The organism is Paracoccus sanguinis (genome assembly GCF_900106665.1).
GTDB classification, from domain to species: domain Bacteria; phylum Pseudomonadota; class Alphaproteobacteria; order Rhodobacterales; family Rhodobacteraceae; genus Paracoccus; species Paracoccus panacisoli.
In genome coordinates, this window is sequence record NZ_FNNA01000002.1 from 150,270 (window position 1) to 167,247 (window position 16,978).

Sequence of the window (16,978 nt, forward strand, 5' to 3'; positions counted from 1 at the left end):
CGGGCGGGGGCGAGGGTCAGGGCGGCAGCCGGCTCAGCGTCCATTCAGGATGGGCAGGTTGAACTGGCGCCCGCCCTTGACGTAGCTGATCCGCCCGTTGCCGATCGAGTTGATCGCCCCGCCGTCGATCCGGTCGCCGAGGCGCACGGTCACGACCTTGCCGTTGCGCAGCCGGATCAGCCCGCGGCTGGCGCGGCCGGCGCCGATCACGCCGATCACCTGGGTCCGGCCAAGCTCCATGCCGCCGACCGTCGCGTTGCGTGCGACCTGCCCGGCGGTGGTGCCCTTGGCGGCGGTGGTCGCCACTTCGGGCTCGTCGTCGTTCTCGGGCGGGCGATATTCGCCGCGGGCGGCGATGGCGGCACGCTCTTCGGCGGCGGCCTGGGCGCGGGCGCGGGCCTCGGCCTGGGCGCGGGCCTGTGCCTCGGCCTGGGCGTCCGAGGCCGCGTTGGCGCGGGCCCGGGCCTCGGCCTGCGCCTGCAACTGCTCGTCGCGCATCCGCTGGGCGGCGGCCACGTCGGCGGCGGGCGCCTCGGGGACGACCGGCGGGATCACCACCGGCGCGGCGGGGGCACGGCTCGCGGTCCGCGTCTCGGCCGGGGCCTCGGCGGCGGGCGGGGTGTCGGGGCGGGCGGCCGCGGCGGCAGCGGCGACCGCCTCGGCCTCGGCATCGGCGGCCGACGGCGCCGACTTGCGGGCCGGCTTGTGCGGCGGCAGCAGCGACTTGGGCGTGCTCAGCGCGACCGCGCCGGGGGTGGCCCCCGACTTGCCGACCGCTTCGGCAATGGCGCTTTCGACCGCGGCGGCCGAGCCCTTGCCCGCGGCCTGCTTGCGCGACGGACGGCTGGCCGGGCGGTCATCGTCGGCCGGGGCAGACTTGGTGGCGGTCTTCGAAGACTTCGCGGGCGCCGCCTTGTCGGCGGCGGGCTTGGCCGCGGCCGGGGCATCGGCCTTGGCGCGCGCCGCAGGCCGGGACGCGGGGGCGTCGGCCTTGGCCGCGGGGGCCTTTTTCTTCTTCTTCAGCAGCTCGTCGTCCACGGCGGCCTTGACCGCCGCATCGACCGCCGAGCTCGACCCGGCCGGCCGCCGCGAGGGGCGCGACTCGGCATAGCGCGGCTCGGACCCGTCGCGCGGGGCCACGCCGGCCAGCCGGGGCAGGGTCGGATGGGTGCGATAGAGGTCGGCGAGCCACGCGTCGGCGGCCCGGGCCTCGGCCGCGGTCATCTCGGCGGCGGTGACGGATTCGTCGGCCGAGCCTTCCTCGGGACGCGGCCGCGGGCGCGGCACCGACGAGGAGGTGGCGGGCGCGCTGGCCGGCGCGGCCTCGCTGCGCGGCGCCGCCGGGCGCGCCGGGGCGCGGGCAGGCGCCGCGGCCGGGGTCGAGGAGGTGGCCGCGGGCCGCGAGGCCGCCGGCGCGGTCGTGGTCGTCGCGCGCCCCGCCGCGGGGCGCGAGGGCCGCTCGGCCGGACGCTCCGAGCGGGTCAGCGCGCGGCGGCCGGGCACGACGGCGGGCAGCGGGTCGGCCTCGGCAGCCTTCGGCGCCGCCGCGGGCTGGGGCCGGCGCACGGTTGGCCGCGCCGGGGCCGTGGCGCGCGGCGCGGTTGTGGCGGGGGCCGCCTGCCGCGGCGCGGTGCGCGCCGGCGTCGCCGCGGGGGCGGCCTTGGCCGGGGCCGTTGGCGCGGGCGCGGCCTGAGCCGGCGCCGTCCGGGTGGAGGCGGCCTGCGCCGGCGCGGCTTGAGCGGGTGCGGTTTGCGTGGCGGTCGGAGTGCGGGCGGCCTCGGCGGCCGGGGCGGCGGCGGTCGCCGGGGCGCTGGCCGCAGGCGCGGCAGCAGCCGGCGCTGGCTTGGCGGCCTCAACCGCGGGCGCGGGCGCCGCAGGGGTCGCGGTTTGAGCCGCCGGGGCAGCCTGCGACGGGGCCGGCGCCGCGGTGGGCGCAGCGGTCTGGCCCGCGATCTGCGGCGGCGGCAGCACGAGGGTCTGCTCCGGCACGCGGATCGGCGGCTGGGCGGTGGACGGCACGGCCGCGGCCGCCGGAACGGCCGCGGGCGGCGGCGCGACCGGCTGGGTCGCCGGGGCGGGCGCGCTGGCGGTGGGCGCCGGAACGGCCGCGGGCGGCGCGTCCGCCACCGCGGCGGGGGCGGCGGTCTCGGTGGCCGTAGGCCGCTCGCCCGGGCCGGGCGTGGCGAAGGACCAGATCATCATCAGGCCCAGAAGCAGCGCGCCGAGCATCACCAGCAGGCCGCCGATGCCGCCGCGCGCGCCGGGATGGCGTGCGACCGCCTCGACCGGCTCGGCGGTGCGCCGGGCGCGGGCCTCGGCCGCGCGGTCGAGCACCGCGCGCGCCCGGTCGGGCAGCGGCACCGGCTCGCGCGCCGGCGTGGGCGCGTCGGAGGCGTCGATGAGGTCCGAGGGCGGGGCCACCACCTCGACCGGCGCCGGGACCGCCGAGGGCGGCAGGTCGGCCGGCAGGAAATCGGTGACCCGCGACCCGGCGGCCGGCGCGGCGCCCGCCGAGGCGATCAGCGTCGGGCCTGCGACGGCGGCGGGAGTGGACGCGGGGGCGGCCTGGCCGTCGCCCTTGGGCGCGGTCTCGGCCTTGGCCGGGGCGGCGTCGGACTTGGCGGCGGGGCCATCCCCGGTGCGACTGGCCTCGGGGGTGGTGTCGTTGGGCTTCGTCGTCTCAGGCTCGACGGTCTGCGGGTTTACCGTCGCCGAGGCGATCTCGTCGGTCTCGGGTGCCGTCGTCTCGGGCGCTTCCAGCTTCGGCGCCACGGCCGCCGGGGCGCTGGAGGCGCCTTCGGCGGTGTCCTTGGCCCCCGGTTCCCCGGCGCTGGCGAACACGCCCGCCGCGGAAACCGCAGCAGCCGCAGCGGAGCCTGCCACAACGGTCGCCGTTGCCGGGACCTCATCCGACGTCGCCGGCCCAGTCACCTCGGACGCATCGGCCTCGTTCCTGCCCTCTGCCGAAGCGGCCGTCTCACCCGCGCGCTCGGGGGCGTCGCCGGGCAGCTCGGGGGCGTCGCCGGGCAGGTCGTGGTCCTGCGCCGCCTTGGCCTCGGCCGAGAAGCGGGGCGCCTCGGGGAACAGGCCCTCGGCCGGATCGGCCTCGAAGCCGTCCGCCGCGAACCCGTGCCGGCGGGCGAAATCCTCGGCCTCGCGCAGCGTCTGGCGCGCCACCGCGGCCACCCGCACGTCGCGCCCCTCGGCAGCGCCCGTCACCGGGCGCCAGTCCCAGGCAAGGTCCGCGACCGGATAGGGCGTCAGCCCGTCGAGCGCCCGGCCGAGGCCCGCCGCCACGTCATCCTCGGCCGCCACCGGCAGCGAGGTATAGAGGATCTGGTCGTCGGGGATGATCAGCGCCACCCGCGCGTCGGGGCCGTTCGCCACCAGCCGCCTCAGCCGCGCCATTTCCGAGCGGAAGTCCGGCGCGTCGAACGGCGCCGAGGCGCGCTCGTGCCAGCGGACCGCGGGGGCGGCGCTGGCATCCGATCTTTCCATCAGGTGAACGGCGTCGCTGCTGAACGACAGGGCGTATTCGGGCGCGGGGCTCGTGCTCATGTGCCGGTCTTTTCTTGTTCGTGGCCGGCTCGTCGTTCGTGCGCGATCCGGTCCGTTGCTGCTCAGTTCCATGGATACCGCATCCATCCCCCCAAGCAAAGCAAAACACCGCTTCGTGACGGAGCCTGCGCGCCCTGCGCGGCGTTCGGCCGGCAACCCCGCGGGGCGCGGCGCCGCCGTGCGTCCGCACCGGGGTGCCGATGACGTCTCGAAAGGACATTGCATGACCCGTTCCGTCCTCTCCCCCCGCAGCCTGCGCCCGGCGCTGGGTGGCGGGCTGGCGCTGGCCCTGATGACCGCGCCGCTCCTGGCCCAGACCACCCCGCCCGCGCCCCCCATGCCCATGCCCCCGATCGAGGGTCACGTCATGCCGATGCACGCCCCCGCCCCGGCCACCGTCACCGTCACGGGCGAGGGTCAGGTCGGCATCGCGCCCGACCTCGCCACCGTGGCGCTGGGGGTGACGACGCAGGCCGAGACGGCGGCGAAGGCGCTCGCCGACAACGCCACCCGGCAGGGCGACGTGATCGCGGCGCTCAAGGCGCAGGGGATCGCGCCCGAGGATCTGCAGACCCAGGGGCTGAACCTGTCGCCGATGGCGGACTATTCGCAGCAGGGCAAGCCGCCGGTCATCACCGGCTATCAGGCGCAGAACATCGTCAGCGCCCGGGTCCGCGACCTGGCGAAGCTCGGGCCGCTGCTCGACGCGATGGTGGCAGCCGGGGCGACCGACGTGCAGGGGATCGCCTTCTCGCGCGAGGATGACGCGGCCCCACTGGACGAGGCCCGCGGGAAGGCCGTGGCCGAGGCGCAGCGGCGCGCCGAGACGATGGCCGCGGCAGCCGGGATGGCGCTCGGGCCGCTCGTCTCGCTGACCGAGGGCGGGGCGGCAAGCCCGCCGATGCCGATGGCCATGGCCTCGATGGCCCGCGACGCGGGCGGCGCCGCCACTCAGGTCGAGACGGGCCGGCTGATGCTGACCGTGCAGGTCACGGGCATCTGGACGCTGGTGCCGAAGGGGCAATGACCCGTCGGCTGTCGCCTTTGGGCGTCGGGGAGCGGTAGCAAGGCGACCGCCCCGCCGCCGCCTGAAATGTGCTCAGCCCAGCGCCTGATCGAGATCGGCGATGATGTCGGCGGGGTCCTCGATCCCGATCGACAGCCGCACGAGGTCCGGCCCGGCGCCCGCGGCGACCTGCTGCTCTTCGGTGAGCTGCCGGTGGGTGGTCGAAGCCGAGTGGATCGCCAGCGTCCGCGCGTCCCCGAGGTTGGCGACGTGGCTGATCAGCTTCAGCCGCCCGATCATCGCCACGCAGGCCTCGTAGCCGCCCTTGAGGCGGATGGTGAAGAGCGCGCCCGCCCCCTTGGGATAGAGCCGCTCGACCCGCTCGTGCCACGGGCTCGAGGGGAGGCCGGCGTAGCTGACCGCCTCGACGCGGTCGTCGGCGGCCAGCCATTCGGCGACCGTCACCGCGTTCTCGACGTGGCGCGCCATGCGCAGGCCCAGCGTCTCGATCCCCATCAGCGTGTAATGCGCTGCCTGCGGGTTCAGCGTCATGCCGAGGTCGCGCAGCCCGATGGCGATGCCGTGGAAGGTGAAGGCGGCGGCGCCAAAGGTCTCGTGGAACTTCAGCCCGTGATAGGCCGGCTCGGGCGCCGAGAGCGAGGGGAACTTGTCGCTGGCCGACCAGTCGAACTTGCCGGAATCGATCACCGCGCCGCCGGTCACCGTGCCGTTGCCGGTCAGGTACTTGGTCAGGCTGTGCACGACCAGCGTCGCCCCCATCTCGATCGGGCGGCAGAGGAAGGGCGAGGCGAGGGTGTTGTCCACGATCAGCGGGATGCCCGCGTCATCCGCGATGGCGGCGATGGCCGGGATGTCGGTGACGTAGCCGCCGGGGTTCGAGATCGATTCGACGAAGATTGCCCGGGTGTCGTCGTCGATCGCCGCGCGCACCGCGTCGGTGTCGTCGAGGTCGACGAAGCGGCAGGACCAGCCGAAGCGGCGGATGGTCTGGCTGAACTGCGTCATCGTCCCGCCGTAGAGCCGGTTCGACGCGACGAGGTTGCGCCCCGGCCCCATCAGCGGGAACAGCGCCATGATCTGCGCCGCGTGCCCCGACGAGCAGGCGACCGCCCCGGCCCCGCCCTCGAGCGCCGCGAGCCGCGCCTGCAGCGCGCTGACCGTCGGGTTGGTCAGGCGCGAGTAGATGTAGCCGACCTCCTGCAGGTTGAAGAGCGCGGCAGCGTGGTCGGCGTCCCGGAACTGGTAGGCGGTGGTCTGGTAGATCGGCACCTGCCGCGCGCCCGTGGCAGGATCAGGCGCGGCGCCGGCGTGGATGGCGATGGTGTCGAACCCCTGCGCCTTGGCGTCGGTCGGGCGCGGGTCGGTCTGGTCGGTCATGGTCGTCCCCCGTTTGCGTGTTCGCCAGACCCTAGGTCGGCCGCCCGTACGAGGCAATCGGCGCCGCCGGCAAGGACGTTTCGTCCCGCCGCGGACGGGTGCGGCGGAATCGTTGTCCTCGGGCGCCGGCGGGGGCGGGCGCGGGGTCCGGCGTTCCCGCCGCGCGCCGGTCCGGCGTCCTGCCCGGCGGCGCGGCCGGCTGCCTCCGGCGGGGATATTTTGGCAAGAAAGAAAGGGGGGGTGCGGTGGGCTGCCCTGTGAGGGGAGCGTAGGGCCGCGCCGGGGAGGCCGGGGTGTGGAGCAGTTCCCTCGGCGCGGCACGCGCTCTAGGATCGCGCCATGAAGACGCTCTCGCGCCCTGCCCCGGTCATCGCCTATGGCGCCGCCGCGCTGTTCCCGGCGCTGGTGCTCGCGGCGGGGGCGCTCTGGGGCGGCGCCTGGGTCTGGGTCGGGTTCCTGTGGGTGGCAGGCGTCAGCCAGTCGATCGACACGCTCGCCGCCCGCGCCCTGCCCGATCCGCCCGAGGGCGCCGCGCATCTGGGCGCGGACGCCGTCTCGCTCGTGCTCGTCGCCGCCCATCTCATGCTGCTGGTGCTGGCGCTGCGGGCGCTCGCGGGAGCCGGGCCGCCGCTCTCGGGCGCCGCGCACGCCGCGCTGTTTCTCGGGACCGGGATGTTCATGGGACAGGTCTCGAACGCCAACGCCCATGAGCTGATCCACCGCGGCAGCCGGCTGCTGTTCCGGGCCGGGGCGCTCGTCTACGTCACCCTGCTCTTCGGCCACCACGTCTCGGCCCACCGCCTCGTCCACCACCGCCATGTGGCGACCGACGCCGACCCGAACTCGGCCCGCGCGGGCGAGAGCTTCTGGCGCTTCTTCCCGCGCGCCTGGGCGGGGTCGTTCCGCGCCGGGCTCGCCGCCGAAAAGGCGCTCGCGGCCCGGCAGCCGGGGCGGGTGAACCCGTACCGCTGGTGGGTCGGGGGCGGCCTTGCCTGCGTGGCGCTGGTCGCGCTGACGCTCGGGCCGCTGGCGGCGCTGATCTACCTCGGGCTCTGCCTTTACGCGCAGATGCAGCTGATGCTGTCGGATTACGTCCAGCACTACGGGCTGCGCCGGGCGCGCCGCGCCGATGGGCGACCCGAGCCGGTGGACGCGCGCCACAGCTGGGACGCGCCGCATCTTCTGTCCTCGCTGATGCTGGTCAATGCGCCCCGCCACTCGGACCACCATGCCCATCCCGCCCGCCCCTGGCCGGCGCTGCGCCTCGACCGGGCGGCGCTGCCGCGGCCGCTGCTGCCGTGGTCGCTGCCGGTGATGGCGGCCATCGCCCTGATCCCCCCGCTCTGGCGGCGGGTCATGGACCGGCGCGTGGCGCGGATGCAGGCGCTGCCGCCCGGGCCGTGACCCGACGGGCCACCGGCGCCGCACCGCCCATCCCCCGCGCCACGCCTTGAACCGCGCGCCGCGAAGGGTCAGATGGAACCGCATGACGCCAAGGAGACCGCAGATGACCCGCAGCCGCCATTTCGATGCCGAACAGCCCGGCGCCGCCGCACTCGACCTCGGGCCGCTGCCGGAGTGGGATCTGTCGGACCTCTACACCGGCCCCGACGCGCCCGAGATTAAGGCCGACCTCGCCCGGCTGGAAGAGGCGACCGCCAGCTTCGCGGCCGATTACGAGGGGCGGCTGGCCGATCTCTCGCCCGCCGAGATGCTGGAGTGCATCGAGCGCTACCAGACCATCGACCTGATCGCCGGGCGGCTGATGTCCTATGCGGGCCTGCGCTACTACCAGAACACCACCGACGCGGGCCGGGCCAAGGCGATGGGCGACCTGCAGGCGAAGATCACCGACATGACCACGCCGCTGGTCTTCTTCAGCCTCGAGTTCAACCGCATCCCGGATGCGACCTACGAGGCCGTCTTTGCCGCCGCGGACGGGCCGGCGCGCTACAAGCCGGTGTTCGACCGGATGCGGGCGATGCGGCCGCACCAGCTTTCGGACGAGCTGGAAAAATTCCTGCACGACAACTCGGTGGTCGGCGCCGCCGCCTGGAACCGGCTCTTTGACGAGACGACCGCCGCGCTGACCTTCGACGTGGACGGCGAGACGCTGGGGCTCGAGGCCACGCTGAACCTGCTGACCGACCACGACCGGACCCGCCGCGAGGCCGGGGCGCGGGCGCTGGCGCGGGTCTTCACCGACAACGTCAAGCTGTTCGCCCGCATCCACAACACCCTCGCCAAGGAAAAGGCGATCGAGGACAAGTGGCGCAAGATGCCCACGCCCCAGCACGGGCGACACCTGTCGAACCACGTCGAGCCCGAGGTCGTGCAGGCGCTGCGCGACGCGGTGGTGGCGGCCTATCCGCGGCTCTCGCACCGCTACTATCGGCTCAAGGCGCGCTGGCTGGGGCTGGAGAAGCTGCAGGTCTGGGACCGCAATGCGCCGCTGCCGCAGGAAACCCCGCGGCTGATCGGCTGGGACGAGGCGCGCACCACGGTGCTGGACGCCTATGCAGGCTTCGACCCTGAACTGGCGAAGCTGGCCGAGCCGTTCTTCGAGCGCGGCTGGATCGACGCCGCCGTGAAGCCCGGCAAGGCGCCCGGCGCCTTTGCCCACCCGACCGTCACCGACGCGCATCCCTTCGTGCTCTTGAACTACCTCGGCAAGCCGCGCGACGTGATGACGCTCGCGCATGAGCTGGGCCACGGCGTCCACCAGCGGCTGGCCGCGGCGCAGGGCGAGCTGCTCGCCTCGACCCCGCTGACGCTGGCCGAGACAGCGAGCGTGTTCGGCGAGATGCTGACCTTCCGGGCGCTCTTGGCCAGGACCACCGACCCCGCCCAGCGCAAGGCGCTGCTGGCCGGCAAGGTCGAGGACATGATCAACACCGTCGTGCGCCAGATCGCCTTCTACGACTTCGAGTCGCGCCTGCACGCGGCCCGCGCCGAGGGCGAGCTCACCCCCGACGACATCAACGCGATCTGGATGACGGTCCAGCACGAAAGCCTCGGCGACGCCTTCGACTACATGGAGGGGTACGAGACCTTCTGGGCCTATATCCCGCATTTCATCCACTCGCCCTTCTACGTCTATGCCTATGCCTTCGGGGACGGGCTGGTGAACGCGCTCTACGCCGCCTACGAGGCCGCGCCCGAGGGCTTCCCGGCGCGCTACTTCGACCTGCTCAAGGCGGGCGGGTCGCAGCATCACTCGACGCTGCTTCAGCCCTTCGGGCTCGACGCTGCGGACCCGGCGTTCTGGGACAAGGGGCTGTCGATGATCGAGGGCTTCATCGACGAGCTCGAGGCGATGGAGGGCTGAGCGGGTGGCCCGCGACCCCTTCGGCCGCGCGAAGCCCCGCCGCCTGCGCCGCGTCCTGCTGGGTGCCGCCGCGGTGGTGGCGCTCGCGGCAGCCGCAGTGCCGGTCTTCGGGCCGCGGATCGTCGCGGACCGGCTGAACCCGGTGACGGCGGCGCAGCCGTGGCACGTCTCGGACGAGGCGGCGGCGCTGCACGCGCGGCTTTCCATCGCCGACCTGCACGCCGACCCGCTGCTCTGGGACCGCGACCTCGCGAGCGAGCGGCCCGAGGGCCATGTGGACCTGCCCCGGCTCGACCGCGGCAACGTGGCGGTGCAGGTCTTTACCACCGTCACCAAGTCGCCGCGCGGCCAGAACTACGCCACCAACACCGCCGAGGCGCCCGACAACATCACGCCGCTGGTGATCGGCCAGCTTCGCCCGGTGCAGAGCTGGTTTAGCCTCAAGGAGCGCGCGCTCGACCAGGCCGCCCGCCTGCGCCGGCTGGCCGAGCGCCACCCCGAGGCGGTGCGGCTGATCCGCTCGCGCGCCGATCTCGACGGGGTGCTGGCCGACCGCGCGGCGGGCAAGCGGGTCATCGGCGCGATCCTCGGGATGGAGGGGGCGCACCCGCTCGAGGGGCAGATCGCCAACCTCGGCGTGATGGAGGCGGCCGGCTTCCGCCTCGTCGGCATCACCCATTTCTTCGACAACGAACTCGGCGGCTCGCTGCACGGCACCTCGCAGGCCGGGCTGACGCCCTTCGGGCGCGAGGTGGTCGAGGGGCTGGTGGCGCGCAACATGGTGATCGACCTCGCCCATGCCTCGCCCGCCATCGTCCGCCAGGTGCTGGCGATCCCCGGCGCCCGGCCGATCCTGTCGCACACCGGCATCCGCAGCGCCTGCGACACGCCGCGCAACCTGCCCGACGACCTCGTCCGACAGATCGCGGCCAAGGGCGGGATCATCGGCATCGGCTTCTGGGCCGACGTGACCTGCGACGGCACGCCCGCCGGAATCGCCCGGGCGATCCGCGCCGCCATCGACCTCGTGGGCGAGGATGCGGTCGGGCTGGGGTCGGACTGGGACGGCTCGGTCGGGGTGCCCTTTGACGCGGCCGGCCTGCCCGCGCTGACCCAGGCGCTGATCGATCAGGGGCTGACCGAGGACCAGATCGACAAGGTCATGGGCGGCAACACCATCCGCTACCTGCGCGAGACGCTGCCGCGCTAGATCGCCTGCGGCGCGGGTATTCGGGCCAGAAAGACGCGTCTTTCTGGCCCAAGTGGCCTTTCAACGCCGCAGGATGCGGTTCGCGTGCCCCATCTTGCGCCCCGGCTTCACCTCGGCCTTGCCATAGAGGTGGACCTGCGTGTCGGGCGCCGCCAGCAGCGCGGGCACCCGGTCCATGTCGTCGCCGATCAGGTTCTCCATCACCACATCCGCATGGCGCTGGCCGTCGCCCAGCGGCAGGCCGGCCACCGCGCGGATGTGCTGCTCGAACTGGTCCACGGCGCAGCCGGCCTGCGTCCAGTGACCCGAGTTGTGGACCCGCGGGGCGATCTCGTTGACCACCAGCCCGCGGGGGGTGACGAAGAGCTCGACCCCCATCACGCCGACATAGTCGAGCGCCGTGACGATGCGGCTGGCGATCAGCACCGCCTCGGGGATCAGGCGGCCGGGCACACCCGCGGGCACGGTCGTGGTGCGCAGGATGCCGCCCTCGTGGACGTTCAGGCCCGGGTCATAGGCCGCCACCGCCCCGTCCGCGCCGCGCGCGACGATCACGCTGATCTCGGCGGTGAAATCCACGAACCCCTCGAGCACCGCGGGGGCGTTCACCTCAGCCCAGGCCGCGGCGGGGTCGTCGCCCGCCGCAAGCCGAAGCTGCCCCTTGCCGTCATAGCCGAAGCGGCGGGTCTTGAGGATGGCGCGGTCCTGACCGGCGAGCGCGGCGGCAAGATCGTCGGCGCTGTCCACGGCCGCATAGGGCGCAACGGCGAGGCCGAGGCCGGAGAGGAAATCCTTCTCCGTCAGCCGGTCCTGGCTCACCGCCAGCGCGCGGCGGTTGGGGCGGATCGGCACCAGGCTCTCGATCAGGTCGAGCGCCGCGGCCGGCACGTTCTCGAACTCATAGGTCACCACATCGACCGAGGCTGCAAAGGCGCGCAGCGCCGCCTCGTCCTCGTAGGGTGCGGTGGTCAGGCGGAAGGCCACGTCGCCGGCGGGCGCGGCGCCCGGCTCGTAGATGTGGCAGCGATAGCCGAGCCGGCTGGCCGCGACCGAGAGCATCCGGCCCAGCTGGCCGCCGCCGAGGATGCCGATCACGGCGCCGGGGGCGAGCGGGTCATTCATCGCGCGGCTCCTCGGGGATCGAGGCCGAGAGCGCCGCCCGCCAGGCGTCCAGCCGCTCGGCCAGCGCCGCGTCCGACAGCGCGAGGATGCCGGCCGCCATCAGCCCGGCATTGGCCGCCCCCGCCGAACCGATCGCCATGGTGGCGACCGGATAGCCCTTGGGCATCTGGACGATGGAATAAAGCGAGTCGACGCCGTTCAGCGCCCGCGTCTGCACCGGCACGCCGATCACCGGCACCCGCGTCTTCGACGCCATCATGCCGGGCAGATGCGCGGCCCCGCCCGCACCCGCGATGATCACCTTGAGCCCCCGCCCCGCCGCCGCGCGGCCATAGTCCCAGAGCCGGTCGGGGGTGCGGTGGGCGCTGACGATCCGGGCCTCGTAGCCCACGCCGAGCTCGTCGAGGATCGCCGCCGCCTCGCGCATCGTCGCCCAGTCCGACTGGCTGCCCATGATGATGCCGACCGGCTTGTCCATGCCCGACCCCCAGATTTCGCGTCGGCGCGCATCATAGGGGCGCGCCGGGCGGACGCAACGCGCCCCGAACGGCCGCGCCGCGCGGACGCGGTGTCAGGCGATGATGTCGGGGGTCAGCTCATCCTCGAGCCGCGCGATCTGGTCCTTGAGGACCAGCTTTTCCTTCTTCAGCCGCCCCAGCGTCAGGCTGCACACGACGCCGCCCGCGCTCATCCCCGACACCTGCTCGTCCAGTTCGCGGTGCTGGCGGCGCATCACCTCGAGCCGGGTGCGGATGATCTCTTCGTGGGTCATCTCGTGGTCGGCGTTCATCGGTGCGGGCCCTTGAAAAGACGGCGGAATCGGATGGCTGCGACCATACCGCCGCGGCCCCCGTCTTGATAAGCGAAACTTGCGCCCATCTTGCACCAACGCTGCGGCGCGCACATATCTCGGGGGACCGGGTCGCCGCCTGAGGGGCCCGGGCCAACGCAGTCGCTTGTGGACCGAGGACGCCGATGACGAAGATGACTCTGGGGACGCACCCCTACCTGTTGGGGTTCGACCAGCTCGAACGGCTGGCCGAGCGCGCCGCCAAGGGCGCCGACGCCTACCCGCCCTACAACATCGAGCAGTCGGGCGCGGACGGTTTCCGCATCACGCTCGCCGTGGCGGGCTTTGCCGAGGCGGACCTGTCGCTGACCATCGAGGACCGCCAGCTCATCATCCGCGGCCGCCAGTCCGAGGCGGCCGAGGACCGGGTGTTCCTGCACCGCGGCATCGCCGCCCGCGCCTTTCAGCGCAGCTTCGTGCTGGCTGAGGGGATCGAGGTCGAGGGTGCCGCGCTCGAGAACGGGCTCCTCCACGTCGATCTGCGCCGCATCACGCCGCAGAGCGTCGTCCGCACCATACCGATCAGCCGCACCTAGAAGGGGATCGCCAAGATGAACATGAAACACGATTTTCCGCAGATGGCCGACGGCAATGTCGTCTATGTCCGCCGGGTGGCGATGGACAGCCTGCCCGACGAGGTGCGCGAGCAGGCGCCCGGCCTCGACGCGCTCTACGCCGTGCACGGCATCGACGGAGAGCGCCTGGCGCTGGTCCGCGACCGGCACATGGCCTTCATGCTGGCCCGCCAGAACGAGCTGAACCCGGTCAGCGTCCACTGACCGGCCGGCCCGCGACCTGCGCAAGGTAGCGGGCCGCCACCCGCCGCATGGCGGCGCGGACCTGTCGCTGGGTGCGGTATTTCCCCCGCCCGGCGGCCAACCCCATCCACAGTTTCCGCTGGCGGTTGAACGCCGAAAGCCGACTGCCCAGCGACGCCGCGGGCAGCGGCGGCATCTGCGCGGCGATCAGGCCCGCGTGGTGGCGCCACACCTCGCCCATCATCACCCCCCGCGCCGCCCACGGCTTGTGGCCGACGACGTAGTGGATCACCGCCGGATCGGCCGGAACGGCTGCGGCGCCGGGATAGGCGGCCGGGTCGGCATAGACGTTGTAGCGCGCGGGCAGCGGCAGGATGCGCCCCGCGGCCGCGATGTTGAGCGCCGACTGATCCTCGGACATGAGCGGCCGCGCCGGGTCGGACAGCAGCGCGAGGCAACGCTCGGCGACCCCCTCGGCCCGCCACACGGGCAGGTTCATCACCAGCAGCCCGGCGTTGACATAGGCGCCGCGCGCCACCCCGGTCGAGGCCAGCTCGGCCGCGTCGGGGCTCGGGTCCGGGACCGCTGCCACCACCGCATCGCCCAGCGGCAGCGCGGCCAGCGGCGACAGGTCGTCCGTCACCACCATGTCGCAGTCCATGTAGAGCACCCGCTCGGCCTCGGGCAGCAGCTGCGGGATCAGCAGCCGCAGATAGGTGCTGCGCGTCAGGTGCCCGCGCCGCACCGGCAGGTCGGCGAAGGCGTCAGCGCCAATCTCGACCCGCGCCAGCGGCACCCCGAGCCGCGCGCCCAGCGCGTCGATGCGGGCGCGGTTCGCGGCCGAGATGCAATTGTCGAGCACCGTCACCCGCAGGTCGGGGGTGTGGAACGCCGCCGAGGCGATGAGCACCAGCACCCCCGCCGCGTAGTTGTCATCCGACCCGGTGACGAGATGCAGGGTCACGCCCGGCCTCCGGCTTCGGGGCCATCGCCCTCCGCCCCGCCCTCCCACGCCGCGCGCAGCCAGTCGATGTTCCCGATCCGGCGATACCAGCGCCCGCCCCGGCCGGCGAGGACGTCGGCCATCTTGGGACTGCCGGCGAAGAGCACGATCCGCGCGCCGGGTGGTGCCTCGGGGTCACCGCACCAGCTCGCCAGCCCCCGCCCCACGCAGTCGTTCTTGAAGCTGACGCACCAGCCCTGCGGCCAGTAGGACAGCACCCCCTGCCGGTCCAGCACGTCGCTCACGAGCTGCTGCTCGTGCTCATAGCGCGCCGCGGCGGCGGCGGGATCGTCGAGATAGGCGCGCACCACCTGCGGGTGGGCGCCGACCCGGTAGCGGAACACCGAGGTGTTGCCGACCATGTGCAGGAAGCGGTCGCGGGCCGGGTTCAGACGGCGCAGCGGCTTGGCGCGGAACAGGTCGTCGTCGCGCAGGATCACCACCTCGCCCGGCACCTCGAAGAACGGGTCGAGCGGCCCGACGATCACCAGGTCGAGGTCGAGAAACAGCGCCGTCCCGGTCAGCCCCAGGTCGGGGTTGAAGAGCGCGAGCTTGCGCCAGCGCGTGTCCCCCGACCCCGGCGGCAGGTCGAGCGCCGGCAGCGGCCGTGCCTCGATCCCTTGGTCGAGGCCGGTCGCGTCGTCGGTGAAGCAGATGAACCGGTGCGGCCGCGCCAGGTGCCGCGCCACGCCGCGGGCGAGCGCGTTCACGTCCCGCGCGCCATAGAGCGTGCCCCATTTCATGCACAGGATCAGGACCGGCTCGGTCATCGGCGCGCCTTTTCGATCATCCGGCCGGGGGTGGACTGCAGGGCCGGGCTTGTCAACCGCCGCCCCCGCGCCCGGAAACGCAAACACCCCCCGGACCGGCCGGGGGGTGCGCTGACATCTCGCGGTGGGACGGCGATCAGGACAGGCCGATCAGCCCCATCTGCTCAAGCTTCAAGAGAACCTGCTGGGCGGCGTAATCCACGTCCACGCCCTCGGTCTGGACGCGCAGCTCGGGGTTCGCGGGCTCCTCGTAGGGGTCCGAGATCCCGGTGAACTCCTTGATCTTGCCCTCGCGGGCCAGCTTGTAGAGCCCCTTGCGGTCGCGGCGCTCGCATTCCTCGAGGCTGGTGGCGACATGGACCTCGACGAAGGCGCCGACCGCCTCGACCATCTCGCGCACCGCCCGGCGGGTCGCGGTATAGGGCGCGATGGGCGCGCAGATGGCGATGCCGCCGTTCTTGGTGATCTCGGACGCGACATAGCCGATGCGCTTGATGTTGATGTCGCGGTGCTCCTTCGAGAACCCGAGTTCCGACGACAGGTGCTTGCGGACCACGTCGCCGTCGAGCAGCGTGACCGGACGTCCGCCCATCTCCATCAGCTTGACCATCAGCGCGTTGGCGATGGTGGACTTGCCCGAGCCGGACAGCCCGGTGAAGAACACCGTGAAGCCCTGCTTGTCGCGCGCGGGCGAGGTGCGTCGCAGCTGGGCCACGACCTCGGGGAAGCTGAACCACTCGGGGATTTCCAGCCCCTCGCGCAGGCGGCGGCGCAGCTCGGTCCCCGAGATGTCGAGGATCGTCGCGCCCTCTTCCACCTCGTCGCGCGGCTCGTACTGCGCGCGCTCCTGCACGTAGACCATCTGCTTGAAGTCGACCATCTCGATGCCGATATCGGCCTGATGCTCGCGGAACAGCTCCTGCGCGGCATAGGGGTCGTAGAAGTCCTGCCCCTGGCTGTTCTTGCCCGGCCCCGCGTGGTCGCGGCCGACGATCATGTGGGTCAGGCCGTGGTTGCGGCGGATGATGCCGTGCCACACCGCCTCGCGCGGGCCGGCCATGCGCATGGCGAGGTTCAGAAGCGACAGGTGGGTGGTCGCCTGCGGGTACTTGTCCAGCACCGCCTCGTAGCAGCGGACGCGGGTGAAGTGGTCCACGTCGCCGGGCTTGGTCATGCCCACGACCGGGTGGATCAGCAGGTTCGCCTGCGCCTCGCGGGCGGCGCGGAAGGTCAGTTCCTGGTGCGCGCGGTGCAGCGGGTTGCGGGTCTGGAAGGCGACGATCCGGCGCCAGCCCATCTTGCGGAAGAAGGCGCGCAGCTCGTTCGGGGTGTCGCGGCGGGCGCGGAAGTCATAGTGCGTCGGCGCCTGGATGCCGGTGATCGGCCCGCCCAGATAGACCGGGCCGGCGACGTTGTGCAGATAGTTGATCGCCGGGTGGGCCAGATCGTCGGTGCCGTTGCCGAAGACCTTTTCGGCCTCGCGGGTCTTGTTCGGCGTCCATTTGTCGGTGACCGACATGATGGCGAGGATCACGCCCTCCTGATCGCGCAGCGCGATGTCGGTGCCCGGCTCGATGCCGTCGGCAAAGGCCTGGCTCACGTCCAGCGTCACCGGGATCGGCCACAGGTCGCCCGTGGACAGGCGCATGTTCTCGACCACGCCGTCATAGTCGGCCTCGGTCAGGAAGCCCCGCAGCGGGTGGAAGCCGCCGTTCATCAGCAGCTCGACGTCGCAGAGCTGGCGCGGGGTCAGATCCCACGAGGGCATCGTCCCGGCGTCGGCCTTGAGCTTCTGGGCCGAGTCGGCGTTGACGTAGAGTTCCGGGATCGGCGCGAGGTTCGGCTGCTGGATCATCTGCACACTCGGGTTGAACGAAAACGACGCAAGCCCGGCTGAGGCAAACAAAAAGGGGGCGTGCGTCGCCCCCTTAGCCCCGGGGGGCGCGCTTCGCAACCGAGCCGCCACGGCAAATCC

At 73.2% G+C, this 16,978-nt stretch carries 14 protein-coding genes; 6 read left to right on the forward strand and 8 right to left on the reverse strand.

The features are described 5' to 3' along the window. Window positions 1–33: 33 nt before the first annotated feature. Window positions 34–3,558: a hypothetical protein gene (locus tag BLW17_RS07225; RefSeq protein ID WP_074826377.1), complete on the reverse strand. Its 3,525-nt coding sequence runs from the start codon at window positions 3,556–3,558 to the stop codon at window positions 34–36. A gap of 223 nt (window positions 3,559–3,781) precedes the next feature. Here BLW17_RS07225 and BLW17_RS07230 point away from each other — a divergent pair, with 223 nt between their 5' ends. Next, the gene (locus BLW17_RS07230) at window positions 3,782–4,585 is read left to right on the forward strand and encodes an SIMPL domain-containing protein (protein ID WP_074826381.1); all 804 of its coding nucleotides are present in this window, start codon (window positions 3,782–3,784) and stop codon (window positions 4,583–4,585) included. A gap of 72 nt (window positions 4,586–4,657) precedes the next feature. On the opposite strand, the gene BLW17_RS07235 is transcribed toward BLW17_RS07230, so the two are convergent. After that, complete coding sequence (locus BLW17_RS07235; protein WP_052176526.1) at window positions 4,658–5,962, reverse strand: O-acetylhomoserine aminocarboxypropyltransferase/cysteine synthase family protein; 1,305 nt, start codon at window positions 5,960–5,962, stop codon at window positions 4,658–4,660. Window positions 5,963–6,301: 339 nt separating this feature from the next. Here BLW17_RS07235 and BLW17_RS07240 point away from each other — a divergent pair, with 339 nt between their 5' ends. The 3 genes from BLW17_RS07240 to BLW17_RS07250 all read left to right on the forward strand — a co-directional run bounded on the left by BLW17_RS07240 (window position 6,302) and on the right by BLW17_RS07250 (window position 10,500). Continuing rightward, window positions 6,302–7,366: an alkane 1-monooxygenase gene (locus BLW17_RS07240; RefSeq protein WP_052176527.1), complete on the forward strand. Its 1,065-nt coding sequence runs from the start codon at window positions 6,302–6,304 to the stop codon at window positions 7,364–7,366. A 103-nt stretch (window positions 7,367–7,469) separates the two neighbouring features. Next, window positions 7,470–9,290: a M3 family oligoendopeptidase gene (locus BLW17_RS07245; protein ID WP_139305955.1), complete on the forward strand. Its 1,821-nt coding sequence runs from the start codon at window positions 7,470–7,472 to the stop codon at window positions 9,288–9,290. Window positions 9,291–9,294: 4 nt separating this feature from the next. Next, on the forward strand, window positions 9,295–10,500 hold the full coding sequence (locus BLW17_RS07250) for a dipeptidase (RefSeq protein ID WP_081969196.1): 1,206 nt from the start codon (window positions 9,295–9,297) through the stop codon (window positions 10,498–10,500). A 60-nt stretch (window positions 10,501–10,560) separates the two neighbouring features. Here BLW17_RS07250 and BLW17_RS07255 read toward each other — a convergent pair whose 3' ends face one another. From BLW17_RS07255 to BLW17_RS07265, 3 genes are all read right to left on the reverse strand, one after another. After that, entirely contained in the window at window positions 10,561–11,622 is a 1,062-nt protein-coding gene (locus BLW17_RS07255; protein WP_036735168.1) for a 5-(carboxyamino)imidazole ribonucleotide synthase, read from the reverse strand. Further along, the gene (gene purE / locus BLW17_RS07260) at window positions 11,615–12,100 is read right to left on the reverse strand and encodes a 5-(carboxyamino)imidazole ribonucleotide mutase (protein WP_036735173.1); all 486 of its coding nucleotides are present in this window, start codon (window positions 12,098–12,100) and stop codon (window positions 11,615–11,617) included. Before purE ends, BLW17_RS07255 begins: the two co-directional genes overlap by 8 nt. 93 nt (window positions 12,101–12,193) lie before the next feature. Then, window positions 12,194–12,412 (reverse strand): YdcH family protein, encoded by a 219-nt coding sequence (locus tag BLW17_RS07265; RefSeq protein WP_036703390.1) that lies wholly within the window; start codon window positions 12,410–12,412, stop codon window positions 12,194–12,196. Between the two features lie 185 nt (window positions 12,413–12,597). Here BLW17_RS07265 and BLW17_RS07270 point away from each other — a divergent pair, with 185 nt between their 5' ends. Beyond that, on the forward strand, window positions 12,598–13,008 hold the full coding sequence (locus BLW17_RS07270) for an Hsp20 family protein (RefSeq protein WP_036703389.1): 411 nt from the start codon (window positions 12,598–12,600) through the stop codon (window positions 13,006–13,008). A gap of 15 nt (window positions 13,009–13,023) precedes the next feature. Beyond that, window positions 13,024–13,251 (forward strand): DUF1150 family protein, encoded by a 228-nt coding sequence (locus BLW17_RS07275; RefSeq protein ID WP_036703387.1) that lies wholly within the window; start codon window positions 13,024–13,026, stop codon window positions 13,249–13,251. On the opposite strand, the gene BLW17_RS07280 is transcribed toward BLW17_RS07275, so the two are convergent. From BLW17_RS07280 to BLW17_RS07290, 3 genes are all read right to left on the reverse strand, one after another. Next, entirely contained in the window at window positions 13,238–14,194 is a 957-nt protein-coding gene (locus BLW17_RS07280; protein WP_036735175.1) for a glycosyltransferase family 8 protein, read from the reverse strand. The genes BLW17_RS07275 and BLW17_RS07280 overlap by 14 nt on opposite strands. Further along, window positions 14,191–15,003: a hypothetical protein gene (locus tag BLW17_RS07285; RefSeq protein WP_052176528.1), complete on the reverse strand. Its 813-nt coding sequence runs from the start codon at window positions 15,001–15,003 to the stop codon at window positions 14,191–14,193. The genes BLW17_RS07280 and BLW17_RS07285 overlap by 4 nt, the downstream gene beginning before the upstream one ends. Window positions 15,004–15,139: 136 nt before the next feature. Then, window positions 15,140–16,858, reverse strand: a complete 1,719-nt coding sequence (locus tag BLW17_RS07290) for a bifunctional sulfate adenylyltransferase/adenylylsulfate kinase (protein WP_036735178.1) — start codon at window positions 16,856–16,858, stop codon at window positions 15,140–15,142. Window positions 16,859–16,978 lie beyond the last annotated feature (120 nt).

What these genes read in the sequence shown, in the direction of transcription:
- BLW17_RS07225 (WP_074826377.1), bottom strand. Translation starts at nt 3,558, where the DNA reads ATGAGCACGAGCCCCGCGCCCGAATACGCCCTGTCGTTCAGCAGCGAC.
- BLW17_RS07230 (WP_074826381.1), top strand. Translation starts at nt 3,782, where the DNA reads ATGACCCGTTCCGTCCTCTCCCCCCGCAGCCTGCGCCCGGCGCTGGGT.
- BLW17_RS07235 (WP_052176526.1), bottom strand. Translation starts at nt 5,962, where the DNA reads ATGACCGACCAGACCGACCCGCGCCCGACCGACGCCAAGGCGCAGGGG.
- BLW17_RS07240 (WP_052176527.1), top strand. Translation starts at nt 6,302, where the DNA reads ATGAAGACGCTCTCGCGCCCTGCCCCGGTCATCGCCTATGGCGCCGCC.
- BLW17_RS07245 (WP_139305955.1), top strand. Translation starts at nt 7,470, where the DNA reads ATGACCCGCAGCCGCCATTTCGATGCCGAACAGCCCGGCGCCGCCGCA.
- BLW17_RS07255 (WP_036735168.1), bottom strand. Translation starts at nt 11,622, where the DNA reads ATGAATGACCCGCTCGCCCCCGGCGCCGTGATCGGCATCCTCGGCGGC.
- purE (WP_036735173.1), bottom strand. Translation starts at nt 12,100, where the DNA reads ATGGACAAGCCGGTCGGCATCATCATGGGCAGCCAGTCGGACTGGGCG.
- BLW17_RS07265 (WP_036703390.1), bottom strand. Translation starts at nt 12,412, where the DNA reads ATGAACGCCGACCACGAGATGACCCACGAAGAGATCATCCGCACCCGG.
- BLW17_RS07270 (WP_036703389.1), top strand. Translation starts at nt 12,598, where the DNA reads ATGACGAAGATGACTCTGGGGACGCACCCCTACCTGTTGGGGTTCGAC.
- BLW17_RS07275 (WP_036703387.1), top strand. Translation starts at nt 13,024, where the DNA reads ATGAACATGAAACACGATTTTCCGCAGATGGCCGACGGCAATGTCGTC.
- BLW17_RS07285 (WP_052176528.1), bottom strand. Translation starts at nt 15,003, where the DNA reads ATGACCGAGCCGGTCCTGATCCTGTGCATGAAATGGGGCACGCTCTAT.
- BLW17_RS07290 (WP_036735178.1), bottom strand. Translation starts at nt 16,858, where the DNA reads ATGATCCAGCAGCCGAACCTCGCGCCGATCCCGGAACTCTACGTCAAC.